Source organism: Paenibacillus sp. MER 99-2, from assembly GCF_023714095.1.
Lineage (GTDB): Bacteria > Bacillota > Bacilli > Paenibacillales > Paenibacillaceae > Paenibacillus.
Genome location: NZ_JAMAUZ010000002.1, coordinates 144,377 through 169,869 on the forward strand (window position 1 = coordinate 144,377; position 25,493 = coordinate 169,869).

The following is a 25,493-nucleotide window of genomic DNA, read 5'->3' on the forward strand; positions in this document are numbered from 1 at the left end:
GTGATCATTCCCTTTACATTCTGTGTGGATTCAAACAGGGGAACGATGGGTTAATGCTACATTTGATTAGTTAATTTTGAATTTCTTCATGGCAGCCTGTAACTCGACTGCTTGTTCATGCAAGTGACGAACCGTACCAGAGTGGGAATCCATCTCGTTCAGTTGTAGATCTGCGGTAGAGGCAATCTCTTGCATGCTCTGACGGGACTTGGACGTAATCTGTGCAGTCTCTTCAACAGAGGCACTTACTTGTTCTGCCCCAGCAGATACCTGCTGCGTGGAAGCTGATACCGTCTGGATGGTCAGGTTTACGTTCTGAATTAATTCGTTCAATTGCTGGAAGGCAGAGCCTGCTTGTTGAACCACATGAGTACCTGAGCCAATCTCTTGCGTTACCCGGTTCATGGCATCAACAGAACGCTCAGCATCCTCGCGAATCGTATTCAGATAATCCGAGATTTCCTCGGTTGCCGTTTTGGATTGCTCCGCGAGCTTGCGAACTTCTCCCGCAACGACAGCGAATCCACGGCCGTGTTCGCCAGCGCGTGCAGCTTCGATGGATGCATTAAGCGACAACATATTGATCTGTTTCGTAATTTCGAAAATGGAAGTTACGATGGTACCGATGGCGATAGAGCGTTCATTCATCGTTTCCACATAACGCAAGGATTCACTTGCGGTCTGACCTACACGTTCCATCTGTTCTACCGCATTCTGTGCCAAACGATTACCGTTCACGGCTTCACTAGCAGCTTCTCCAATCTGCTCTGATACTTCGGCAGAGGAAGAAGCGATATGCATGATTCCCTGGGTGATTTCCTCCATAGCTCTTGCATTCTCAGCAGCACTCGTGGCAATGCTTACACTGCCTTTCTCGGCTTCTTCGGCAGATTGACTGGAGTTTTTAACCATACTGGACATGGATTCAACCCGATTCAGCAGATCATTCGAACCTTCAACCACTTCATCCGAGGTGGAGAGAACACGACTAATCATTTCTTTGAGGTTATGAGTCATCGTCTGGAAGCTTGTAGCGAGTTGAGCAATTTCGTCTTGACCTTTAATCTGAAGCTGGGTCGTTAGATCACCCTGTGAAATTTGTTTACTATGTTGTACGAGTGAAATAATTGGACGGGTAACTCTCTTAATCATACTCGTTGAGATCAGCCATCCAAGTACAAAGGTCAGTGCAGTAATACCAAGGCACAACCAGAAAATTTGCGCAATCTTGGACTGGATGAATTGTGCATCCATGCTTACCGCCATGAGCATATTACTACCTGCTACAGGTATAAAAGCAGCCTTATGTACGCCAAAAGCGTCGGAATAAACTTCACTAATAGCTAATGCTTTCGTTTCAATTGCTGTATTCATTGCAGATTCAACTGCAATTTCTTCTCCAGCCTTCATACCTGAGGCATTGTTGGCAATTACGATTTTGGCAGTTCCGTCTTGAAGAGCAACAACGTAAGCTGCATCCAAGCTATGTTCCTTTGCTTTCTCAGCCAGATAGGATTCAACCGTTAGAGCAGCACCATCGGAACCGGCTCCACCGCTTTCGACTTGCGAAATTTTGGACGAAGAGATGTTTTTGTATATATCCTGAATAGACGTGTTTAAGACCTTGTCGAATTGCGGGAGTACATAACTTTGAATAATATTCATCGATACTGCATAAAAACTGATACTAAACAACAGGGATGCGACTAGCAATACGAGGAACAGCATTCCTCTTATTTTGCCAGCGACCGTGCGATTACGAAACATAAAATCATCCTTTCACGTCATGTTCATTAACATAGTCGCTCTTCCGTACTCATCAGTCCTATCTATCAACGAAGAAAGACCTATTTTTTATATTGAGAAAACTTGGGAATAAGCGGATATACCTATATTACATAATTAACCTGAGGTTGAATACAACAAATTTCATAAATCACTCAGTTTTTTTCAGAAATGCGCAATTACATTACATACATATTACGCAAAATAAATTAATGCCTACCGGAATAGTTTGTTATGTGTTATATTGTTCAATACAATATAAGTAAATAGAAAGCCGGAGGTTTCGGCAAGCACATTTAAGAGGAGGATTTACAGTAGTGGATACATTTTTAATTATTTTGAACGTCGTAGTTATGCTCATTCTTCTAGGTGTCCTGTTCTGGATGCAGAAGAAACACATCTCATTTACGAAACGTGTGTTTACAGGTTTGGGCATCGGGGTCGTTTACGGCGTTGTGCTTCAACTGCTCTATTCATCGGGTTCTGATATTATTACCAAGTCAGTCGATTGGTTTAACCTTGCCGGTTCAGGCTATGTTCGTTTGCTACAAATGGTCGTTATTCCTTTAATCATGGTGTCGATCATTTCGGCAATCATGAATCTGAAGGGGAAACAAAATCTAGGTAAGATGAGTCTATCCATCATTGCCATTCTTCTTATTACAACTGCAATCGCTGCAAGTGTGAGTATCGTAACAAGCTTGAGCTTTAATCTGACTTCCATTGAGATTGAGGGAGGAGATCGGGAGCTTGCACAAGGTCAACGGATGGAGGAACGTCTCGTCGATGTGAAAGATCAGACGATTCCGCAGCAGGTATTGGAATTCATTCCATCTAACCCATTCGCAGATATGACAGGTGAACGTCGTACATCTACACTGGCGGTTGTTATTTTCTCTGCATTTATCGGAGTAGCGGTACTTGGCTTGGATCGCAAAAAACCACAGCAGGCTGAAACGTTCCGTGGAATGGTGAATGCGGTGTATGCCGTAGTTATGCGGATTGTTACGCTGGTGCTACGGTTGACGCCGTACGGTATTTTGGCGTTGATTACGAAGGTCACAGCGACAACGAATCCGGATGAGATATTGAAGCTCATTAAATTTGTTATTGCGTCCTATGTTGCGTTGTTCGTGATGTTCATTATTCATTTAATTATTATTGCTCTGTTTGGTTTCAACCCAATCACTTATGTGAAGAAGGTTCTGCCAACACTGGTATTTGCATTTACTTCCCGTTCCAGTGCAGCGGCTATCCCGCTTAATGTAGAGACACAGACGAAGAAGTTGGGCGTCTCCGATGGTATTGCGAATCTGTCGGCAAGCTTCGGGGCTACAATTGGTCAAAACGGCTGCGCCGGGATATATCCGGCCATGCTCGCGGTTATGATTGCTCCTACGGTCGGCATCGATCCGCTTAGCTGGGACTTCATTATTACCCTGATCCTTGTGGTCATGATCAGTTCATTCGGCGTAGCCGGTGTAGGTGGCGGGGCAACCTTCGCTTCCCTGATCGTGTTGTCCACGATGAATCTGCCAGTTGCTCTGGCAGGCTTGTTGATCTCCGTTGAACCGCTTATCGACATGGGTCGTACGGCACTTAACGTTAATGGTTCAATGACTTCAGGTCTCGTTTCCAGTAAATTGTTGAAAGAGAATGATCAGGATACCTTCAGCAACCCGACTCCTGATCTGGATGGTGCCGCTCAGGCATAATCTCTATTTTCAGGTTTTTATTGAATGAATCGCTGTTATAGCTCTTCAATGATAGCTCGCCTGTAGCATCTCAATTGTAGTTTACGATTAACCGTTCTTCGGATCATCCGGAGGGCGGTTTTTTGATTTGAATTTTTATGGAAGGTGCATTATGCCAGCAGGCGCACAATGGGTTCATTTTTAGCCTAGTAGCCTTCGTATAATATAGTGCTGTTCAATAGACGGGAAATATGATAGAGTAATCATGTTTTGGCTCTGTGCCAGACCGCGGTTCGTAACCATCCCGCGTAATCAAAACTAGGAAGGCAGTGTATGTATTTATGTTTAATTTAGGGTGGGGAGCGTTGTTCGTTCTCGTCACTTATGGTTTCTTTTTGTTGTGTTATCGCTTGTTCGGTAAAAAAGGTCTATATGCCTGGATTGGTGTGGCAACGGTTATTGCCAACATTCAGGTGACCAAAACGATAGATATTATGGGGATTGTGTTGACTCTAGGCAATACGATGTACGTAAGTCTATACCTTACCAGTGACTTGCTTAATGAGAAGTACGGTTCAGGAGAAGCGCGAAAAGCTGTATGGTTCGGTTTCTTTACGTTAATTATGACCACGGTACTCATGCAGATGGTGTTGTACTTTGACCCAGCGTCTACAGACTTTGCTCAGGAGCCGATGGAGAAATTATTTGGTCTGTTGCCACGTCTTGCACTGGGAAGCCTGTCAGCGTACTTTATTAGTCAATTCCTGGATGTGCGCCTGTACTCTTGGTTACGCAAAATCACACCTGGTCGTAATCAACTGTGGATTCGTACGAACGGAAGCTCGATTATCAGTTCATTTGTGGATACGCTAGTGTTCACTGCGATTGCCTTTGCATTCATTTATCCATGGGATGTGTGGATTGAGATTTTCCTAACGACCTATGTGATTAAATTTGTACTGACTGCAGTGGGAACACCTTTCCTGTATGCTGCGCGTAATTTTAAATTTAAGGATGAGTCTTAAATTCGAAGACAATCTACGTGCAGATGGTTACCAGAAGTAAATGAGTGAATATTCATAGACGAAACTAAAAATGTCCCGCAGAGTCATGTCATCATGGACTTGCGGGACATTTTGCATTATAGGTGGCGATCCAACCTTACTATATGATGAAGATGAAGTGACGTAGAGTGTGTGATTGAACTGCCCGGATTGCTGCGATGTTTAGATGAAAGACAAACCTTAGTCAGTCAAAATTTGCAGTTCTTTAGGATATGAAGTCAGTACTTCTACACCCGTTTCTGTTACGAGTACATCATCCTCAATACGCACGCCGCCAGCTCCAGTTACATAAATGCCCGGTTCGATGGTGAATACGGTCCCTTCTTGCAAGAGATCTGTATTCTGACCATGTAATGACGGATATTCATGAACATCAATGCCGAGCCCATGACCGACGCGGTGCATGAAGCGTTCACCGTAGCCAGCATCTTCTGTAACTTGGCGTGCAGCACGGTCAATCTCTGCACAGGTTACGCCAGGCTTGACTGCTCGAATGGCTGCTTCATTGGCTGCCAGTACCGTATTATAGATCGTGCGCAGCTCAGGAGAGATGTCTCCAAATGCAAACGTACGTGTAATATCGGAAGCATACCCACCAGCATATACGCCCATATCAAACATCAACAGATCACCATGTTGAAGCTTGCGTTCACCCGGGGTACCGTGGGGCAATCCCGTTTGTGGTCCAGTGAGCACCATCGTGTCGAAGGAAGGGCCGTCTGCACCCAGTTTCTTCATCTGATATTCCATTTCGGCAACGAGTTCAATCTCGGTTACACCGGTACGAACGTGGGAAAGCCCTTGGCGCAGAACTTCCTCAATCAGATGAATAGCATGACGAATGCGAGCGATCTCATCTGGTGTTTTCTTCACGCGTAGGGAGCGCAGCAGAGGGCCAACATCTTCATAATGGGTACCACCCAAAGCAGCGGTTAACTGCTCATAACGTGCGACGGTAACGTATTCCTTTTCCAAACCAATTCGTCCAAGACGTCCTTGGTAACGCTCAAATAGCGCGTATGGATTGTCTGTATCGGTATGTGTTGCGATGTTGGAGACGGAGGAAGCAGCAGCTGCGGCATCGGCGTCTAGCGCAGGTACAATCAGAAGAGGTTCTTCGCCGCGTGCGAGCACGAGTCCAAGGAAACGTTCATGTGGATTGCTTGCGAATCCTGTTAAGTAGTAGATATGTTTAGGATCTGTGATCAGTGTGGCATCCAGTCCTTGCACAGAGAGGCTAGCTTCTAAGCGGGATAATGGTGTTTGGTTCGTCATGGGTATGTCCACCTTTCAATTATCTATATCATCCATTCTATTATAAAATAAATCTTCCCAATTCCATAGGCGTGCGTATATGAGAGTATTTATATAGAAGAAAGTAAGGAAATGCGGCTACCTCTAAAATAATGAGAATTAGAATGGTTTTTCCGTTTGAGTAAATAGTGGGGCGGGTAACGGGTAATACAGGGCGAAACCTTATTGTATCTGACGTCGTAGAGTTAACGGTCAAGATTGTGGTAATATCCGTAACTCCTTAAATATGAACTCATATCCATTCATTCCAATTCGAAGGGAGAGGTATACATGAATAATCGCTTAAGCGTTCCTCTGTATGCTTCGCTATTAAGCGTGGCGTTATTAACTGCGTGTGCTTCAGGTGATGGCTCCGCAGGATCGCAGCCAATGTCTCAGGGCGCAGGCGGAGGTCAGGGACAGACAGCTAATGGCGGTACTACTAGCGTAGAGAACAATGAAAATGAAGCACAGGAGAATGCAGTTATTCCTTATGAAACTTCAGTTCTGGTGGAAGGGCTTAATGCGCCGTGGGAACTCGTTGAAGTATCCGATGGCCGTATGTTTGTAACCGAGCGTCCAGGTACAATTCGGGTCATTGAGGATGGCGAATTATTGTCTGAACCATTGATTGAATTCACAGCCCCGTTTAATGAGGAAGGCGAGGGTGGGCTACTAGGGCTTGCTGCTGACCCGGAGTTTGAGGATAACGGTTATCTGTATGCCTATCATTCGTACATTGAAGGCGATAACATTGCCAATCGTGTATTGCGCTTGAAGGTGAGTGATGGGACAGCAGTCATCGACAAGGAATTGCTCGGTGATATCCCTGGCGGTGTGAATCATAATGGTGGGCGCATCAAGATCGGCCCGGACAATCTGCTCTATATCACAACAGGTGAGCGGTATGAACCAGAGCTGGCACAGGATCAGGACAACCTAGGCGGCAAAATATTACGAATTGGTCTCGACGGTTCGATCCCTGCCGATAACCCATGGAATTCACCTGTGTATAGTATGGGTCACCGTAATGCGCAGGGACTTACATGGAATCCGGACAATGGTTATCTCTATGCGACCGAGCATGGTCAGCGAAATTTAGATGAGATCAACCGAATTGAAGCGGGCGCTAATTATGGTTGGCCTGAGGTAGAGGGTGATGATCATAATAATAGCGAGTATCAGGCTCCGCTTGCACATAGTGACAATGATACCTGGGCTCCCTCGGGTGTTGCTTATATTGAGGAAGGGCCCTGGGCAGGCTCCTTAATTGCGGCTAATCTGCGTGGGGAACAACTGTTGAAGATCACGCTATCCGAGGACGGAACGCAAGTCGATCAGGTTGAACCTGTTTTTGAAGATGAATGGGGACGCATTCGGAATGTAACGACTGGAGCAGACGGACAGATCTATGTACTCACAAATAATCGGGATGGTCGTGGCTCCCCACGTGATGGCGATGATAAGCTAATTGTGCTTACCCCACTGGATCAAGCGAAGTAACCCGATATTCTAATGGCTTGATAGGGCGGCTTGCCAGGTCTCAAACTTAAGTTACTAATGCCAACACATTCAATAAACAATTTATGAACAATATGCAATTTACGAAAAAAGGGGCTAACTCATATAGAGTTCCTCTTCGCTCCAAGCGCTAACGAACCTACCGCGTCTTAATAGGTGAATTATTTGCATATGCAAGATTTAACGAACCTGAGTAACGTTATTCCGTCATAACACGTTCTCAAAACCTAAAAAATCGAGTGAATCGACGAAATAACGCCTCTGTGATTCATTAGATCTCAGATCCGGGGAAATGGGCGCGAATAGCGTGTTTCAGATTCCTTACATCCAAATAACGCTAAAGGGGCTGTCCCCGTCATCTTCATGACTTATGGACAGCCCCTTCATTCATTTATTACATCTCTGTAGATATGCCATTACAGGTAAGAAGTCGCCTGTCCGTGTGACGATGTACTGTCTGTATCAACTAACTTATTCACCAAGCTCGGCGAGTTCGGCCACTCGCTCACTTGGAGCCTCGGTGTATTCACCGCCGTGGTAGCACAGCACGGTATCGATTTTCAAGCCGATTAAACGTTTCAGGCTGCGCAGTGCCTCGGGCATGTCCGGTGTTGCTGGAGGAGCAGGGCCTACCAACTCGTCATCAACTACACGAAGCTCGTCGGCTGCGAGTAGAAATTGCTTCTCACGGAAGTACAAGCAGATATGTCCAGGAGTATGACCCGGTGTATGAATGACCTGAACCCCTCCTTGTAAGGGTAGCATGTCCCCATCCTCCAGAATACGAGCGATGTGCAGTGAAGGAAGCCCGGAGAGCAGTTGTTCAGCTAGTTCCAATGTAGGTGGAGCTAACATCGCTCTACGTTCAGGAGTGAATTTGATCAATGGAAGTTTGCCTTGAAGATAGGGGATTTCATCTGCATGTGCCCAGATTTCGACGTCAGGTACGGCTTCGACTAGGGCACCAAGATTACCGATATGGTCGATATCCTGATGCGTGATAATAATGCGTTTAATTTCATGAAGCTTTGCACCCGCTTCTTCAAGTGCAGATTGCAGTTCGGCAAACTGTCCAATCATGCCTGTATCCACCAGTGTAATTCCATCTTCATCGCGCAACATGACGGGATGGATCGGACTGTTACCAGTGGGTGTAGGAATGTTAAGATGAAGAATGGTGATATCAATAGGTTGTAGATTCATATTCATTACCGGAATTGTTCCGGAGCACCTCCCTAGTTAGTATGTTGCTTATATTGAGTACTGAAAATGGTATGCTGTCAGAATGACAGGTAGGTACCAAGTTCAGTTCATCTTTGCAGTACTTAGAACTGGAATTTCGTACTTTAAGTGTTTTCTGTATTGTTTAATGGTATTCAAGATCGATTCTAGCGTTTGTTCTGCATTACTATCCTGTCCGACGATTGAGGCGAAGGTGAAGTTGGAATGAATCAGTCTGTTTCGCGCTTTGAATAACTTGGCTAGTTCGTCATCGTCATTCTCTGACCCTGGCTTCACAGCAATGTGTTGGCTTTTCAATTCTGCCTGAAGAATCTCAATATTAGATAAAGATCGGTATGCAGGAGTTTTCATGAGTTGAACCGAATTGAATGTTTTTTGAAAGGTTTGTTCATATAGGCGAAGTAACCATTGTTCAATGATGGAGCATAGTTCAATCGTCCATGAAGCATACTTCCGATCCTTGCGATCATGACTAAGTCGATGGATCTCTTCCTCATCCCATAGGTCATGTTTCTTAAGCAGGGCCCTATCATCCTTTTGCTGGAGCCGTTCATACTCCTGTTCAATCCATTTGATCTCATGCTTAGCTTCTTTTTTTAATTTTTTGAAGTCTTGTTTGGTTAGCATAAGTCATAGCCTCCTATATAGGATCAGATCGTGATACTTCTAGAGGTTGGTGTGAACCATCCTTTGTGAACACACACTTCTATTATCTCACATTGTCTTCATAGGCTCAAAAAGTCATTCCGTACGGGTCAAATTCATACTCATTCAAGCCTTAGTTAAGAAGGGAAGTGTTATGATGTCCAACATCGTTTCCAACACTGTGTCCAATCCAGAGACTGATTCAACACCCAATCCAACGTCCAAACCAACATCCAATCCCAACGCCGATCATAAGACGAATCAGATCGCGATTGTAACGGGGGCGAACTCCGGCATGGGGCTAGCGACCACAATAGAGCTTGCACGAAAAGGTTATCATGTGATCATGGCATGTCGCAGTGAGCAACGTGGACAACAGGCGCTTCAGGAAGCGCTTCGTCAGTCTGGTTCCACTACTATTGAACTGATGCTGTGTGATCTCGGTTCATTGGATAGCATCCGTCGCTTTGCCCATTCGTTTAATGAGCGTTATGACACGCTGGGTGTGTTAGTGAATAATGCCGGTGTGGTCATGGTGAAGCGTAAGGAGACCTCAGATGGTTTTGAGCAGAGTATAGGGATTAACCACCTGGGTCACTTCCTACTAACACTTCTCCTGATTCCACCGTTGCGACGTGCAGAGCAGGGGCGGATTGTGAATGTATCATCCGGTGCATACAAAGCAGGCAAGATTCACTTTGAAGACCCGCATTTACATAAAAGGTACAACCCGATCAAGGGCTATGCTCAGTCCAAGCTCGCCAATGTGTTATTCACTCGGGTTCTGGCTCGCAAAGTAGCCGATAGCCGAATAACCGTTAACTGTCTGCACCCCGGTGCGGTTGGTACAAGTATTGGTGTTGATCGTAATACCGGATTTGGGACCCGTATTATGGCTGTTGTGGGCAAGCTACCGTTCTTTCTTACCCCCGAGGAGGGGGCAAAAACGGCAGTCTACTTGGCAACCAGTCCCGAAGTTGCAGGTGTGACTGGCAAGTACTTCTACCAGCAGCAGGAGCAGACACTACAAGCCCACGCCACAGACGATGCTGTAGCCGAACGATTCTGGACGTGGAGCGAGCAGCAAGTAAGGCTTGAGCCGAGCGAACAATTGTAATGCCCTGTCATTGAATTACATGATAATCTAGCATGCTGAATGCTTTATCTTTTGGCTTGCACAGCTTCATGAATTTGTTGAATGAGATCGTCTATGCGTAGAATGCCTTGATCACCCTGACCGTACGCACGGACAGAGGCTGACGAGGCATTTTTTTCATTCTCACCAAGGACGAGGGAGAAGGGCACTTTCTCCATCTGAGCCTCACGAATTTTGTACCCCAGCTTCTCGTTACGCAAGTCTGTCTCCACACGAATTCCTGCTACTCGCAGCGCTTGTTGCACTTCTAGAGCATACTCGGCGTAATGGTCTGACACAGGGAGTAGCTTCACTTGCACTGGTGCAAGCCATAGAGGGAACGCACCTGCGAAATGCTCCGTAAGAATGCCGATGAAACGATCAATGGAACCGTAGATGGCACGGTGAATGACGACCGGACGGTGCTTCAGACGATCTTCACCGATGTAAGTGAGGTCGAACTTCTCTGGCATCTGGAAATCAAGCTGGATTGTTCCACATTGCCAGCTGCGTTTCAGTGCATCGAGGATATGGAAGTCGATTTTGGGGCCATAGAATGCGCCATCTCCTTCGTTAATGCGGTAGCTGACTCCGCGCCGATCCAGCACATTTTGCAGTGCACGTTCCGCTTGATCCCATAATTCCTCTGACCCCATGGAGTCTTGTGGTCGTGTGGACAGCTCAATGCTATATTCGAATCCGAAAATATCGTACATGCGTCCAATTAACGAGATCGCACGGTTAATCTCTTCTTCGATCTGTTCGGGCAAGACATACAGATGAGCATCATCCTGACAGAATGTCCGTACACGCATCATTCCGTTTAACGCACCCGAGTACTCGTGGCGATGAACCTGACCGAATTCCATCATGCGAATAGGTAATTCGCGATAGGAATGAAGCTTGTTTTTGAAAATCAGCATATGCCCTGGGCAGTTCATCGGTTTCAGTGCAAACGTAGCATTGTCCACCTCGGAGAAGTACATATTGTCTTTGTAATGCTCCCAGTGACCGGATTGCTCCCACAGCCGATTATTCATCATGAGCGGAGTGCGAACTTCCTGATATCCTTCTTGTAGCTGTAATTCACGGGAGAAATTCTCCAGCTCAGTACGGATAGTCATGCCTTTGGGGAGATAGAACGGCATGCCGGGTGCTTCCTCCGAGAACATGAATAGCTCCAGCTCTTTGCCTAGTTTCCGATGATCTCGTTTCTTCGCTTCTTCAAGCATGTGCAAGTGCTCATCCAGTTGTGCTTGGTTTGGAAAGGCAGTGCCGTATATCCGTTGAAGCATTTTATTGTCCGAGTTACCTCGCCAGTACGCGCCTGCGACATGAAGCAGCTTAAAGGCTTTGATGCGGCCAGTTGACGGAAGATGTGGACCACGGCATAGATCGAGAAACTCACCTTGTTCATACAACGAAATTTCTGCGTCTGCAGGTAAATCATGAATCAACTCCAGCTTGTATGGATCCTGCATATCGGCAAAAATCTCAAGAGCCTGTTCGCGGTTAACGACGCGACGATTAATTTTCCAATTTTCCCGCACAATCTTGTGCATCTCCTGTTCAATAACTGCGAGATCATGAATGGAGAGGGCGTGCTCCAAATCCACATCGTAATAGAATCCGTCGGCAATGACAGGGCCGATGCCAAGTTTTACGTGCTCTGCACCGTAAATTCGTTGGATTGCCTGAGCCAGAACATGCGCAGTAGTGTGACGATAACGTTGAAGACCTTCGTCGCTTTCGAGTGTAACGATAATAAGCTCGCAGTCCTCTTCAAGCTGTCGATCCAGATCGACATGTTGCCCATTCACAATACCTCCTACAGCCTGTTTACCCAGACTTATACGGATGGACGAAGCGACTTCTCCTACAGTAACGCCTGCATGGTAATCCCGTACTGCTCCACCTTGGAGACGGACTTCAATGCGCTGATTTGACTGACTTGCATCATTTGCTTTTGCTTGGCTAGATGCATTGAATTGTTCCTGATTATTCATGTGAACCACACTCCAATTTTCAAATTAGAAGCGCAAAAAACACCCGTCCCGGAAAAGGGACGAGTGCGCTTAGCTCGTGGTTCCACCCTAATTTGGTTATGAAGCCATCCTTATTCGGCCAGCCGCCGGATACAGGAAACATCATAACCCTCATTGGAATCCGTTAACGGGGATTAGGCGGTGAACTCTACTGGCCCATGTAAGCTCCGAATTCGAATAGGAACTTGTTGCTTAAAATGCGTGTTCAAAAAGGTCGGTTTTCAGTACCAAGAAGATGGGATGAAGATAGAAATGGAGTAGCGGAGCGTAGATTAAGCTACGTGAGCAACGGACATTTCGGCTGAATCCCATCTTCGATGCTGAGATGCCGCTAGGGCATCCTTCGTAATCAAAAGCGGACTTTTTGAACAACCTCTTAAAGGGGTGGTTCGAGATCACGGCTGCAGAGGGGTAACGCCGTTTCGTTCGCTGAAGAAGGTTTCACCAATCCCTTCTCTCTCTGGGCAGCACGCAAGCGGAATCATGTCTCTGGTCATCGCCAAATATACGAAATGATAAGGTTGATCCGTCCATTGCGGAGGATGCCATATCAATTTTTTGGGAAACAGGTGTTACTTGAGTGTCGATTATATAGATTGAAATTTCAAAGGTCAAGTGATTTTATTTTGAGAGCCATGTAAAGTCCCATCCCAGATCAATTGAATCTGTGTGCCCTGCCCGGGTGCGGAATGAACTTCAATTCGACCCTTCATCGCCTCGATCAGACTCTTGGTCACAGCCATGCCTAGCCCAGATCCCACATCAGGAGTTCCCGTATCTGTTCCGCGATAATAACGTTCGAATAACTTCCATACCGTCTCCGCATCCATACCTCTCCCATTATCGGCAAACTGTATACTGAATTCTCCATCTCGTTGCCCAGCATGCACGCTGACGATGAGCTTGGTGTCTATAGGGTTATGCAGCAGAGCGTTGGCGGTCAGATTATCTACAATTCGTTCAAACGAAGGGATGTGGACCTGCCCATAGACAGGAGTTGGTGCTGGTTGAAACTGGATGCGACCTTGCCCATAGGCTGGATTACGTTCGGCCCGTTTAACGAGATCATGAAGTAGCGTATTCACGTCAGTTCGTTCTACCTCTGGTTGATATCCACCGCTGCGTAAGCGGTAGGTCGTGGCAAGATCATTGACCAACCGATCCATATACATGGATTTGTCCAACATGATTGCAGCGAACTCGCGTACTTCTTCTTGAGACCAGCTATATTTATCTGCTTCAAGCATGTGGGCATAGCCCTGTATAGAGGATAAAGGGGTCTTCAGATCATGTGTGATGCCTGCAATCCATTCCTCGCGAAGAGATTCCGTTTGTTTGCGAAGTTCCTCGTCTTGTTTCAGCGTGCTGGATAACATTTGCATCGAGTGCAGCACTTCGGCATATACACGATATTTCCGCTTCCATTTGCCATTACGTCGTTGACTGCGAGGTATGCCATTGAGCCCAGTAGGCTCTTCGTAATTACCCTTTTCCAGTCGTTGTAGCCATTGGAGCATGTGCAGCATCGGGGAACCGAAACGATTGGCGTACCATAAAGCAAGCAGGATTAACAACATAATTACGGACAAAACCAACACCAGCAGCGCTGGCTCCCATATAAACGTATAGGGATTTCTCTCGTCTTCCGCTGCCGACAAACCGCTAGGGACACTGATCATCCAAGTCGTTCCGGTCTGTTCATCATATAAAGTGGCTGTGAATGCTCCATACCGGCTAGGGTAGCGGGCACGCAAAACGAGATCCTGAATGTTATATTCGCTCGGCACACCTATTGTAGGTTTGTTATAGGAATCTAGCTCCTTGCCAGAGGAATCGAGTAGTTGAAGATAAGCCTTGTCAGCACGAATGGACGCTTGTTGTTCTGGCGCTATGAGAAGCTTGCCGTTGGTAAAGGTGCTAGTCTGATGAACCTCGTTAAGTAAGGGTTTGGCTAGACTGCGTTCTCCATATAACAATGTAAAAACAATGCCGTGTCTTTCTCGAATGACCATGACGATCTGATAAGGAAATGGCTTGGTTCCTTGCCAATAAGAGATTAGCTCTCCTGGTGCATAGTGAGTCGGAATATCGGAGGGGGTATGAAAGGCATCGATAACCTTACCTTTATCATCAAGCATTTGCAGCCACCCTTGATTTTGCTCCACCTGCTTCAGAAGATCGGGGGCATAGTGAACGGTGCCATCAGACGAGATTTTTGCGGTATCAATTAATTGATCTAGACCTGTGGTCGCAAAATCATCGACTAGGTTCACTTCATTCACCTTTTGCACTACCCAATATGTCGCAGCTGATCCAAGTATTATTATCAAAAGAACGGCGCCAGCGAGCATACCGATAAATCGGGTCATCAACCTGCGCCGAATGCTCATAATTGTGGAACCTGCTCAGGCTTAATGAGCTTGTATCCGAGACCTCGTACGTTGACTAGAAATTCTGGCGTGGAAGGGTCTGCCTCAATTCGTTCCCGAATGCGATGGATGTGAACCATAACGGTATTGTCGTCACTAATGGCTTCCGATCCCCAGACTCGTTCATATAATTCAGACTTGGTGAAAATACGATTGGGATGCTTACAGAAAAAGAGCAGCAACTGATATACAAGTGCCGGGCAGGTAACGTTCACTCCCTCGACTCGTAGCTCTCCGGCATGTTCCAACACCTGGAATCGTCCAAAATCATAGATATTTTCTTGGAGACTCGAATGTGGCGTAATTACGTCATTTTTTGTGTTTGAGCTGTTTGAATCATTCCCTATCTTAGAAGGCAAGTAACGCTTGAGTAGTGACTTGATTCGGGCGACGACTTCGAGTGGATTAAAGGGTTTGACGACATAATCGTCACCGCCCACAGCGAATCCAGTTAACTTGTCATAATCTGTTGTTTTGGCGGTGAGGAACAGAATGGGTGCATCGGTTACCTCTCGCAGGAATGGGCAGATTTCGAGTCCACTTTTCCCCGGAAGCATGACATCCAGCACGATGCAATGATAGGTTTTGCTTTTGCAGGCTTCGAGTGCTGCTTCACCTGTTGTAACGGTATCGATATCAATAAACTGCTCTTTCAGCAGAACGGTGCGAAGCATATGTAATATGGCTTGTTCATCATCTACAAGGAGTAATGAGACGTGATTCATGCTTGAAAGTGACCTCCTTAGGCTTCTGTCTGGCTCAGTTCATCATATCACTAAGATCGGTGATCTGGAGCATGCGCTATCTTAACAGAATCTTAATTATGAGTTCCGTGGAAGTCAAAGAGTTATGTTAGGTGTAAGCATATGTTAGACGCAGGATAAGATTCATTCTGTAGAGTTAACTGCAAGAGATGACGATTTTAATAAGGGGTGTGGAACAATGAACAATATACATGAAGAACTTGAGCGTACGAGGCAACGGAAAGATAAAGCAACCACAGATTCGAAATCCAAAAATGCTGCACAAGTGAGATCTCAGTCCAAGAAGACCTGGAAGTTATTTGCAATGTCACTGGCAGCCTGTATGATTCTCTCTGCTTGTAGCAGTAATGTTTCATCTGATCAGGCAGGGGAACAGTCCGCAGAGCAGACATCCGGTTCTACTCCAGTAGTTGAAAATAAAGAGAATGATAAGCTAGAGGGTGCTGAAAAACAATCCGGAACAGAGGTGCAAGCTGTGATTACACCAGATAACTTCTTGGATACATTGTTGAATGGTTCGAAAGATGATATCTATAGTCAGATGAGCCCTGCACTGAAGGAAGCGGTATCGCTGGAGGAGTTCAAATCATCTGCCGACAGTTTTTTGCAGGGGGTAACTACGCTTGACCAAGTGGTAGATGTGCAAATGAATAATTTAACTGAGCGTGTCTGGAAGGATGCAACTGGAACGAAAGCTATTCGTGCTTATTTCTCAGAAACACAAATTGAAGGTTTATCCATTCATACTTTGGAAGCTCATGAGGATACAGATAACAAGTTTACCCAAACGGAGTTCCAGTTCCCGATGAAGGGCGACTGGTTTGTATTTTGGGGAGGCAATGATGTTCTGTCCAACTACCATTATGAGCATGAGACTCAGCGCTATGCACTTGATATCGTTCGAACGAAGGGCAATTTCAGTTATCAAGATGATTCGACCAAAAATGAAAATTATTATGCTTTTGGTGAGCCGCTCTACGCTGCCGCGGACGGAACAGTCGTGGAGATTAAGAATGATATCCCGGACAACACACCAGGTGTGATGAATGCTGAAGAACCAGCCGGTAACTTCGTAGTTATTGACCATGGGAATGACGAGTACAGCATTACGGCGCATTTGAAGGAAGGCAGCGTAGCGGTTAAGAAAGGGGATAAAGTGAAGCAAGGAGACCTCATTGGAGAGTTAGGCAACTCAGGTAATTCCAGTGAAGCGCATTTGCATTTCCAAGTATCCGATGGGGCTGATTTGTTCACCTCACGCTCGATCAACATTCGCTGGGCAGATCAGAGTCAGCAGTTAACACGTGGTAACACCATTCAAGCGAGGTAGCTTCTGCTTAATCCCATAATGGCTTAGAGCATTTCTCGATCAAAGGCGATAGGAAGGAGGCAATCCTTAATCTATCGCCTGTTTTCTTCTATGTGCAACTATACAAATATTATGGGTGACGATTGCGTCTATATCCCGTTATAATATCGTCATAAAGTCGGATTGGACTGGATGATGGAGGCGTTATGATGATGTTAGATCGTGTGCAGATTGAGTATGCCCGCATTGAGGATTTGCCAAGAATTGTGGAGATTTATAACTCGACGATTGAGAGTCGTATGGTGACAGCGGATTTGGAGCCGATAACGGTTGAACAGCGCATTCCGTGGTTTGAGGAACATTCATCCGATCATCGTCCACTATGGGTGATGAGGCAAGAAGGACAGGTTGTAGCCTGGGCAAGTTTGAGCTCTTTTTATGGACGGCCTGCCTATAATGGGACTGTGGAAGTGAGTGTATACGTGGATCAAAATTGCCGGGGAATTGGCGCAGGCAGCCGACTGCTGAATACCATCTTTGCTGCGTGCCCGCCACTCGGAATTACCACTATTTTAGGTTTTGTCTTTGGACATAACGAACCTAGCATCGGTTTACTACGTAAGCATGGTTTTGAGCAATGGGGGTATTACCCGGAAGTAGCTGTATTAGATGGGGTGAACCGAGATCTAGCGATTTTAGGTAAGAAAATATAGATAGCTCATCATGGTGCATCATGGAAAGTTTATCCTTGAACGGGATATCGAATGAATTGCGGCCGAAGGGAGGCAGTTTCGTTATGTTACTAGATGATATTGAAATTGTAGTGAAACCTGAGCTCAAGCTGGTGGGGTACCAGGCGCAGGCAAGTCTGAACGAGGACATTCAGGGGAATATTGTGGGAGGATTACGCACGAAGTTGAAGCTGAATGCTCCGCAGATCTCAAACCATACGTATGCCGGGATGTACCTTATCCAGATCTATCCGGACGTGGAGTGGACGCCAGATGTGGTGTTCACTCATATTGTTGCGATAGAAGCCCAGGAATCTCAACAGATCTCTGATGAGATGATTACGCACACTGTGCCAGCAGGGCGCTTTATACGATTTATACACGCAGGGTCAGAAGCTGAGATTGATGATACGTATCAGGCTGTCAATGATTGGCTTGCCGATAACGGGTATGATGAGCCTCGTGCGTTTGATATGGAACACTGGACAGAAGCCATGCTGTCTGGGGACACAGATACTCAGATCCACATTTATGTTCCTATTTAGAGGTTGTGGGAAACTATATGACATGAAAACTCTGATACGCCTAAATAGCGTGTCGGAGTTTTTTTGTTAAGAAGGGTCCGTATGATGAGAACTTGTGTAGAAGAGGGATGCCGTACTTATATTTGCCTAGAATATGGCTGTTAGAGGTTGTTCAAAAAGTCCGCTTTTGATTACGAAGGATGCGCGAGCCGCATCTCAGCATCGAATATGGGATTCAGCCGAAATAAGTGGAGGCTTACGAAGTTTGTTTCCTTCGGAAACAATGTAGTTGCTCACGTAGCTTAATCTACGCTCCGCTACTCCATTTCTAGCTTCATCCCATCTTCTGGGTACTGAAAACCAGCCTTTTTGAACACGCACTGTTAGAGGTATTTAATGATACAAAAAAAAGCTCGTTGTCATCCAACGGGCTTCTCTCAATGATTACCATCACCAAAAAAGGATTGACGGTTAGACTATGGCATTCTATAATCGGTAGCAAGTAACTTGATATGTAAGGAGTCCTGACATGATATGTTAGTAATTGACGAGGTGTATCACCATACAGCATTGCAAATATCATCGTCCGATTTATTGTACCTTATGGAGCAGCTTAAGGTCAAAAAAGAAAATGAAATAGATACTCTCAAACATAAAATTGAACAATTCGAGCAGAAGAAACGTGCGGAAGAAGTGGCATACCAGTCATTATCCCCGGTGCGTAAATGGTTCGCAGGACGCCCAGCTTCGCATCATCAGGCCGTAGAATATATGGTTCAGGTGAAGGAACGTTTTCGTAAAATGGAGCAAATTAGAAGGCGCATCCGAGATCTGGATCGCATGATAGAACGAATTCAACATCCTGACAGCATTGAGCGAGATGAGATCGAGCTTCCGCCCGATACCATCCGCGAGATTAGGCAGCTACGTGAAACGGAGGATGTACAAGCATGACGCTGGAGAGTTTAAGCACGGGAATTGATACGGTCTGGGTCGTACTGAGCGCGGCCATGATCTTGTTGATGGAGGGCGGCTTCGCCCTGTTAGAGGCTGGTTTTGTACGTTACAAAAATAGTGTGAACATTATTATGAAAGTATTTGCTGACATTACGATTGGTACATTGTTGTTCTATGCGATTGGCTTTGGTCTGATGTACGGTTCAGATGTTGGTGGATTGGCTGGTGTTACCGGCTTCTTCTTAAATGGGGATCTATCTCACATCGACGTACCGGTCTCATTAGAGACGTTCTGGCTGTTCCAGGCCGCATTCACAATCGCTGTCATTTCAATTGTATCTGGTGCTGTAGCTGAACGGATTAACTTCCGTGCCTACCTGCTCTATATCATCCTGATGACTGCGATTATTTATCCGATTGGTGGTCACTGGGCTTGGGGCGGTGGCTGGCTCAGCCAACTGGGTATGCAGGATTTTGCGGGATCTGCAGTTATTCATGCCTTGGGTGGATTCTCTGCCTTGGCCGCTGCGATTATCATTGGCCCACGTAAAGGGAAGTACACACCACTTGGTGTGAGTGCAATTGCGCTACCAAGTAACTTGCCGTTAGCCTCGGTAGGAGCCTTTCTACTGTGGTTTGGATGGTTTGGTTTTAATGCGGGAAGTACACTGAGTGCAACAGATGTAAGGATCGGGCACATTGCTATTGTGACCATGTTATCGGCCGCTTCTGGCGGAGCAGCAACCTTGCTGTATACGTTATTTCGTTTCAATCGTTCAGACGCGCCTTCGGTCATTAATGGATCGCTTGCCGGGCTCGTCGGCATTACGGCAGGTTGTGCTTTTGTAGGCGATATGGCTGCGATCTTTATTGGAGCGGTGTCCGGTCTGCTCATGATGGCTGCAACGAACTGGCTTGATCGCCGGCAGATTGATGATCCTGTAGGTGCTTTCCCTGTGCATGCTGTATCAGGCATGTGGGGCACGATTGCGGTAGGGCTATTTGCAACTGATGGAGGTTTGTTCACCGGTGGAGGCTGGAGACTACTTGGTGTTCAAACACTCGGCCTGGTTGCTCTCGTTGTCTGGGGTTTTGTCATGACCTGGTTCGGACTGAAACTTATTGGCAAGATTGTACCTGTTCGTTCGACAGAAGAAGAGGAGGATCTGGGTCTGGACATCAGTTACCACGGGGTGATGGCAGCTCATCAATCTCATGAATTTCTGGATGGAGAAGAGCACATGCGTGCTTTTCGAGATAATAATAGAGACTAACGGCTATGCCGCTGGTCTTTTTTTATAACTTCTATGTTTCAGTTCTATTGATTTTTACAATTAGGCAGGGAAAGATGTCGTGGCGGAAGAATATACAGGTGTGAACCTGAATATGTCTCACCATAGATGTATTGTAATGTCTGAAGGGGAGGATCTTGATGATTAAGCCTGAACAATGTGAACGCTTGACAAACAAAGCTCGCAAAACACTAGAAGAGTATGGATTGGGTGAAGTTTCCGACATGCTCCTAGCATCTGGCCGCTGGGGCATTCGCCTCGATGTGTCCACGATTGATGAGTATCGTAGAACGGGCAATTCGCGAGTTGGTGGGAATCCTGATCTGCCTGAGAAAATGGAATGGCCTGTGACGCAGGAAGGTGTACCGATGACTTTTTTGGCACAGTTGAACCTTGTGGATCTGTCGCCTTATACACCAAATGATGGGCGTGGAAGTTTGCCGGAGCGAGGGATGCTGTACTTCTTCGTTGGTGTGGATGAACCCGCTTATAATATTGAACATCGTGTGATATTTGAGCCGGATGCTCGCCATTTGGTAAAACGTGAACCGGAAGGCAGCACAGCTCTAGATGAAGCTGATTTTGTAGGTCATGCCGTAACTGTACTGCCGAACCTTGAGTTTCCTACATATGCATATGTTGACTCTAATGCGCTGAGTGCAGCGGTTGTTACACAACCTGCAGACCAGCAAGAAGGTGAAGCGAATATTGACCTGTATGACCGATATCTGGACTTTGAATCGCATTGGAATCATCCGAGTTCGAAGAACTGGGGCGGTATGTTCGGTTATCCAGATGGTCAGCATCCGGATGCCGAACATCAAGCGCTGCTGCAGATTGCGACTGGTGAAGAGTATGGTTATGACGAAAAGGCATGTGAGGATAAGCTAACCGCACATTACGGTGGTGATCATAGCCGAGTTCTGCAAGAACTTGAGGATACACTGCTACTGTTGAAGATTGATACACATGACGAAATTGGTTTCCAGTGGTGGGATTGCGGAGAATTGCAATTTTTCATTCGCAAGTCTGATCTGTTGGCAGGTCGTTTCGATCAAACGTATTGCTCCTTATATTCTAGCTGAGGCAGAATCGTATTTATTCTTATAATAAGCGTGCAATTCAAATAGGAAATTCTCTGAAAGAAATGAAATATAATTGTGTGTTCAAAAGGTCGGTATTTTCAATACCGAATTAAAAGCGGACTTTTTAAACAACCTTTATAAGCAACAAAATGTCCCGAAACCCGTCTATTAGAGGGTAGAGGGGCTTTTTTTTATTTGTGATTGTTAGATTTCCTCTAACAGTGGTTTATATATGAAGGAGGAATATGTTGGTTGTAAACCGATCATATGTTCTGTATAATGGAACGAAAAGGAAGTGTGGCTGTTGATTCAATCTGCATTTAAACATATCGACGTGGCAGTGACTTCACTTATTGATATATGTGACCAGCTGTCTGAGCAAGATTTAAAGTTAACTCCCATTGAAGGCAAGAGACCTGTTGGAGAGTTGCTATCCCATCTATCGGTCATTTGCCGAGCGGATGTATACATATCAGAAGGCGCGTCCGAAGAGGATATGGCTGCCTTTTACGAACAGAACAATCCACTTACTTTATGTCAGATCAAGCAAGCTCTCGTGGACAATCAGATGTATCTGTATCAGCGGTATAGGCAGTTTAATACAGAGGAACTGTTGCAAGTGACTGATTCGTATTGGGGTGCTTCGTATAGCCGGCTGGAATGGTTGCTAGAAATTATGGGGCATGTATACCATCACAGGGGGCAGTTGTATACGATGCTCAACATGACGGGAAAAGATCTCAAGGTGAAGTTATTTGAATAGATTAAAGGTTAGTGCGATCCAATGCATGACAAATGAAGGATACATTTTGTGAATCATCGAATACATAGAAGGTAAGGTCGAATACGGAAGATAAGCTTCTTCAAGGGAAACGTAGACACTCACCGGCGAGGTATCTCTCAGGCACACATGCAGTTTATTTGCTGTGCGGGAAGAAATGCAAATCGTTAACCAACGGAGGGTTGCAAGATGGATAAGCAGGATACATATGATATTTTGCCAGAGATGATGGCGAAGATTCCTGAACTACAGGGGGCTTCGATGATTGAACCAATCCACAAAGGCTATTCGACTGATTCGAAATTTAAAGTCCAACGGTCTGGAGGAGAAAGCTGCTTGTTGCGGACTTATGGATGGTCTCAGCATCATGCGAAGCAGACAGAGTACCGGATCATTGCTGAATTACACCGGAGGGGAGTTCGTTGCCCACAAGCGATTGGTATAGGTCAACTGAACGAGCAACAAGGGTATATGCTGCTGAGCTACATCGAGGGGGAAGATGCGGAAGAGGTTCTGCCTCGAATGGATGAACAGAAGCAGTGGAGCATTGGGATTGAAGCAGGAGAACAACTGCAACGTATGCATGAATTGCAGATCGAAGAGCCTGCAGAATCCTGGTATGCACGTAAGAGTCATAAGCATCAGCGCTACGTAGATAAATATTATCATTGCCCTGTTCGTATGCAGCATGATCAGGCTATATTTGCATTTATTGAAGAGAATATGAAGTACATGAAGAACCGTCCTGATCGATTTCAGCATGATGACTTTCATCCAGGGAATCTGATCGTGAAGGACGAAAGGTTTGCGGGAGTTATTGATTTTAATCGTTATGATCAGGGTGATCCAGTTCATGAGTTTCTTAAGCTGGGTCTATTTGCTTCGGAGACAAGTACGCCATATTCGATTGGACAGATTCAGGGGTACTTCAACGGGGGAGATCCGGATGAACTCTTCTGGCGAATGTATTCTCTGTATATGGCAATGGCACTTATATCTTCTGTGGTCTGGATTCAACAAGTGAAGCCGGAAGAAACGGAGGATATGATGGCTAAGGTTGAGCGAGTTCGGGAGGATCATGATGATTTTCGCAGATTGATTCCTAGATGGTATAATGTGAAGAATTACTGATTCGGGACAGAATGGAAAGGAACAATGCCGTGGCACATCCAGCAACTATTCTGCTTGTGGATGATGAGCAGGAGATTATTAAACTCATGGAGATTTATTTTGGCAATGAAGGTTATCGCGTGCTTACAGCACATGATGGTGTCGAAGCCCTTGCACAATTGAAGAATGAGCGGGTTGACCTCATTATCCTCGATGTCATGATGCCGAATATGGACGGCATTGAAGCGTGCATGAAGATCAGGGAAGAACAGAAGATGCCAATCATTATGCTGTCTGCCAAAAGCATGGATATGGATAAAATAACAGGGCTTAGCATCGGAGCTGACGATTATGTGACCAAGCCGTTTAACCCACTTGAACTTGTCGCTAGGGCGAAATCTCAGCTTCGTAGGTACCATACGTTTAATGAAGGTCGAGAGAAAACAGAGCATGAGCTAGTCATTGATGATCTTGTTATTAATACAGATACACATGAAGTGTGGGTGGATGAGCAGTCGGTTCGTCTAACTCCCCGCGAGTTCGCGATTCTGGAGCTGTTGGCACGTCATCAGGGTTCCGTGCTGAGTATGGAGCAGATCTACCAACAGGTCTGGAAGGAAGAGTTCATGGAGTCGAACAACACCGTTATGGTGCATATACGCAAGATTCGTGAGAAGATCGAGATGGACAGCAAACATCCGAAGTTCATACAGACCGTGTGGGGTGTAGGCTACAAGATGGTTAAGCCGTAATGAGCAATTGCATGAGCAGTATTATACAACTGCCAAAGACCTGAACAGGGAGTACCTGAGATGAATTCAACATTGATTAATACAGTTCGTTGGAAATTTATCTATGCATTTCTGCTGAGCGGCATACTGACAGCGGCTATTTTGTATGGGGGCAGCAAGGTTGTTCAATCGATCCTGGCAGCACAGACCTATCCCAATTATTCAATTCCTGCACGGGCAGTGCGATGGCTAATCAACAACATTGGATCTATACCTTTGATGATGGTGATTGGCATTTTGGGGTTTGTACTGTTCTTTTTCTTGTTCACACGCAGGACGATCATGGTTTTGAATGAAATCACAGCGGGAATACAAGAGGTTGCCAAGGGGGAGCTATCGCATCGAATTGAAGTGAAGTCATCTGACGAATTCGGTGTAGTTGCAGCCAGCATCAATCAGATGGCAGAGCAATTGCAAATATCGCTGGAAGAGGAACGGAATGCAGTTGCCGCCAAAAATGATCTGATTACAGGTGTATCTCATGATCTAAGAACGCCATTAACTTCGATTCTTGGGTTTCTGGAATACATCGAGAAGGATCGTTACCAGGATGAGATTGAAATGCGTTATTACGTTAGTATTGCTTATGAGAAGTCCCTGACGTTAAGGAAGCTCATTGATGATTTATTTGAATATACCCGGGTAAGTGGTGGGAATCTGCCTTTATCTATGACCACACTGAATCTAAACTCGTTTCTGATGCAGCTTGCCGAGGAATTCACACCTATGTTAGAAGAGGCAGGCATGACGTATACGTTTGTCGGTGGACAGGAACCATTATGGATTGAGGCTGCACCGGGAGAATTAGTGCGTGCATATGAGAACCTATTTAGTAATGCCGTTCGTTATGGCTCCAAAGGAAAGGTTATGGAGATTGGACTTGGTCTCGAAGGACAAGAAGCTGTCGTGCGAATTAGCAATTACGGTGACCCGATCCCAGCACAGGATTTGCCTTATTTATTTGACCGATTCTATCGGGTGGACAAGTCTCGCTCCCGCGAAACAGGAGGTACTGGTCTTGGGCTGGCCATTGCCAAATCCATGATAGAGCTACATCACGGCACGATCGCGGCATATAGCGATAACGGTAGAACCGATTTTGTGACTCGCTTTCCAATAGCCTCGCCACTTGCAAGTGCTCAGTCAGCAGACATTCATGCTCCCCGTTCTTAGATGAACTATACAATTTTAGCTATGTTAAATGTGCTTGTAGCTTCTATATAAATTGAACTAAACATATACACGAGAACGGAGAGGACAGAAATAACATGGAGAAGCGGAGCGTTCGCCTTTATC

The 25,493-nt window shown here is 45.8% G+C and carries 21 protein-coding genes; 14 read left to right on the top strand and 7 right to left on the bottom strand.

Annotation, left to right across the window (positions count from 1 at the left end; all coding sequences use genetic code 11):
• Positions 1-66: 66 nt before the first annotated feature.
• Complete coding sequence (locus tag M3636_RS11475) at positions 67-1,767, bottom strand: methyl-accepting chemotaxis protein (protein ID WP_251382603.1); 1,701 nt, start codon at positions 1,765-1,767, stop codon at positions 67-69.
• 335 nt (positions 1,768-2,102) lie between these two features.
• Between M3636_RS11475 and M3636_RS11480 the strand changes: the two genes are divergently transcribed.
• Positions 2,103-3,500: an L-cystine transporter gene (locus M3636_RS11480; protein WP_251382604.1), complete on the top strand. Its 1,398-nt coding sequence runs from the start codon at positions 2,103-2,105 to the stop codon at positions 3,498-3,500.
• 320 nt (positions 3,501-3,820) lie between these two features.
• Positions 3,821-4,504 carry a queuosine precursor transporter gene (locus M3636_RS11485; RefSeq protein WP_251382605.1) on the top strand — a complete coding sequence of 228 codons (684 nt, stop codon included), beginning with the start codon at positions 3,821-3,823 and terminating at the stop codon, positions 4,502-4,504.
• Positions 4,505-4,723: 219 nt separating this feature from the next.
• On the opposite strand, the gene M3636_RS11490 is transcribed toward M3636_RS11485, so the two are convergent.
• Positions 4,724-5,818, bottom strand: coding sequence for a M24 family metallopeptidase (locus tag M3636_RS11490; protein WP_128100821.1), 1,095 nt, complete (start codon positions 5,816-5,818; stop codon positions 4,724-4,726).
• A gap of 309 nt (positions 5,819-6,127) precedes the next feature.
• Here M3636_RS11490 and M3636_RS11495 point away from each other — a divergent pair, with 309 nt between their 5' ends.
• Positions 6,128-7,339, top strand: a complete 1,212-nt coding sequence (locus M3636_RS11495) for a PQQ-dependent sugar dehydrogenase (protein WP_251382606.1) — start codon at positions 6,128-6,130, stop codon at positions 7,337-7,339.
• A gap of 489 nt (positions 7,340-7,828) precedes the next feature.
• Here the strand turns inward: M3636_RS11495 and M3636_RS11500 are convergent, their stop codons facing one another.
• The gene (locus M3636_RS11500) at positions 7,829-8,566 is read right to left on the bottom strand and encodes an MBL fold metallo-hydrolase (protein WP_251382607.1); all 738 of its coding nucleotides are present in this window, start codon (positions 8,564-8,566) and stop codon (positions 7,829-7,831) included.
• A 96-nt stretch (positions 8,567-8,662) separates the two neighbouring features.
• Positions 8,663-9,226 carry a hypothetical protein gene (locus tag M3636_RS11505; protein ID WP_251382608.1) on the bottom strand — a complete coding sequence of 188 codons (564 nt, stop codon included), beginning with the start codon at positions 9,224-9,226 and terminating at the stop codon, positions 8,663-8,665.
• Between the two features lie 172 nt (positions 9,227-9,398).
• On the opposite strand from M3636_RS11505, the gene M3636_RS11510 reads away from it, so the two are divergent.
• On the top strand, positions 9,399-10,361 hold the full coding sequence (locus M3636_RS11510) for an SDR family oxidoreductase (RefSeq protein WP_285858825.1): 963 nt from the start codon (positions 9,399-9,401) through the stop codon (positions 10,359-10,361).
• A 44-nt stretch (positions 10,362-10,405) separates the two neighbouring features.
• On the opposite strand, the gene thrS is transcribed toward M3636_RS11510, so the two are convergent.
• From thrS to M3636_RS11525, 3 genes are all read right to left on the bottom strand, one after another.
• Positions 10,406-12,385, bottom strand: a complete 1,980-nt coding sequence (gene thrS, locus M3636_RS11515) for a threonine--tRNA ligase (protein ID WP_251382609.1) — start codon at positions 12,383-12,385, stop codon at positions 10,406-10,408.
• A gap of 650 nt (positions 12,386-13,035) precedes the next feature.
• The gene (locus tag M3636_RS11520) at positions 13,036-14,814 is read right to left on the bottom strand and encodes a sensor histidine kinase (RefSeq protein WP_251382610.1); all 1,779 of its coding nucleotides are present in this window, start codon (positions 14,812-14,814) and stop codon (positions 13,036-13,038) included.
• Entirely contained in the window at positions 14,811-15,578 is a 768-nt protein-coding gene (locus M3636_RS11525) for a response regulator transcription factor (protein WP_251382611.1), read from the bottom strand. The genes M3636_RS11520 and M3636_RS11525 overlap by 4 nt, the downstream gene beginning before the upstream one ends.
• A 217-nt stretch (positions 15,579-15,795) precedes the next feature.
• On the opposite strand from M3636_RS11525, the gene M3636_RS11530 reads away from it, so the two are divergent.
• From M3636_RS11530 to M3636_RS11575, 10 genes are all read left to right on the top strand, one after another.
• The gene (locus M3636_RS11530; protein ID WP_251382612.1) at positions 15,796-16,947 is read left to right on the top strand and encodes a M23 family metallopeptidase; all 1,152 of its coding nucleotides are present in this window, start codon (positions 15,796-15,798) and stop codon (positions 16,945-16,947) included.
• 188 nt (positions 16,948-17,135) lie between these two features.
• The gene (locus tag M3636_RS11535; RefSeq protein ID WP_251383057.1) at positions 17,136-17,639 is read left to right on the top strand and encodes a GNAT family N-acetyltransferase; all 504 of its coding nucleotides are present in this window, start codon (positions 17,136-17,138) and stop codon (positions 17,637-17,639) included.
• 83 nt (positions 17,640-17,722) lie between these two features.
• Entirely contained in the window at positions 17,723-18,202 is a 480-nt protein-coding gene (locus M3636_RS11540) for a GyrI-like domain-containing protein (RefSeq protein WP_251382613.1), read from the top strand.
• Positions 18,203-18,715: 513 nt separating this feature from the next.
• Complete coding sequence (locus tag M3636_RS11545) at positions 18,716-19,135, top strand: hypothetical protein (RefSeq protein ID WP_128100829.1); 420 nt, start codon at positions 18,716-18,718, stop codon at positions 19,133-19,135.
• On the top strand, positions 19,132-20,412 hold the full coding sequence (locus M3636_RS11550) for an ammonium transporter (RefSeq protein WP_128100830.1): 1,281 nt from the start codon (positions 19,132-19,134) through the stop codon (positions 20,410-20,412). The genes M3636_RS11545 and M3636_RS11550 overlap by 4 nt, the downstream gene beginning before the upstream one ends.
• A gap of 158 nt (positions 20,413-20,570) precedes the next feature.
• Positions 20,571-21,515: a YwqG family protein gene (locus tag M3636_RS11555; RefSeq protein WP_251382614.1), complete on the top strand. Its 945-nt coding sequence runs from the start codon at positions 20,571-20,573 to the stop codon at positions 21,513-21,515.
• 295 nt (positions 21,516-21,810) lie between these two features.
• Positions 21,811-22,278, top strand: coding sequence for a DinB family protein (locus tag M3636_RS11560; RefSeq protein ID WP_251382615.1), 468 nt, complete (start codon positions 21,811-21,813; stop codon positions 22,276-22,278).
• 207 nt (positions 22,279-22,485) lie between these two features.
• Positions 22,486-23,427: a phosphotransferase family protein gene (locus M3636_RS11565; protein ID WP_251382616.1), complete on the top strand. Its 942-nt coding sequence runs from the start codon at positions 22,486-22,488 to the stop codon at positions 23,425-23,427.
• 11 nt (positions 23,428-23,438) lie between these two features.
• Positions 23,439-24,158 carry a response regulator transcription factor gene (locus M3636_RS11570; RefSeq protein ID WP_251382617.1) on the top strand — a complete coding sequence of 240 codons (720 nt, stop codon included), beginning with the start codon at positions 23,439-23,441 and terminating at the stop codon, positions 24,156-24,158.
• A 60-nt stretch (positions 24,159-24,218) separates the two neighbouring features.
• Positions 24,219-25,370 carry a sensor histidine kinase gene (locus M3636_RS11575; RefSeq protein ID WP_251382618.1) on the top strand — a complete coding sequence of 384 codons (1,152 nt, stop codon included), beginning with the start codon at positions 24,219-24,221 and terminating at the stop codon, positions 25,368-25,370.
• Positions 25,371-25,493: the final 123 nt, after the last annotated feature.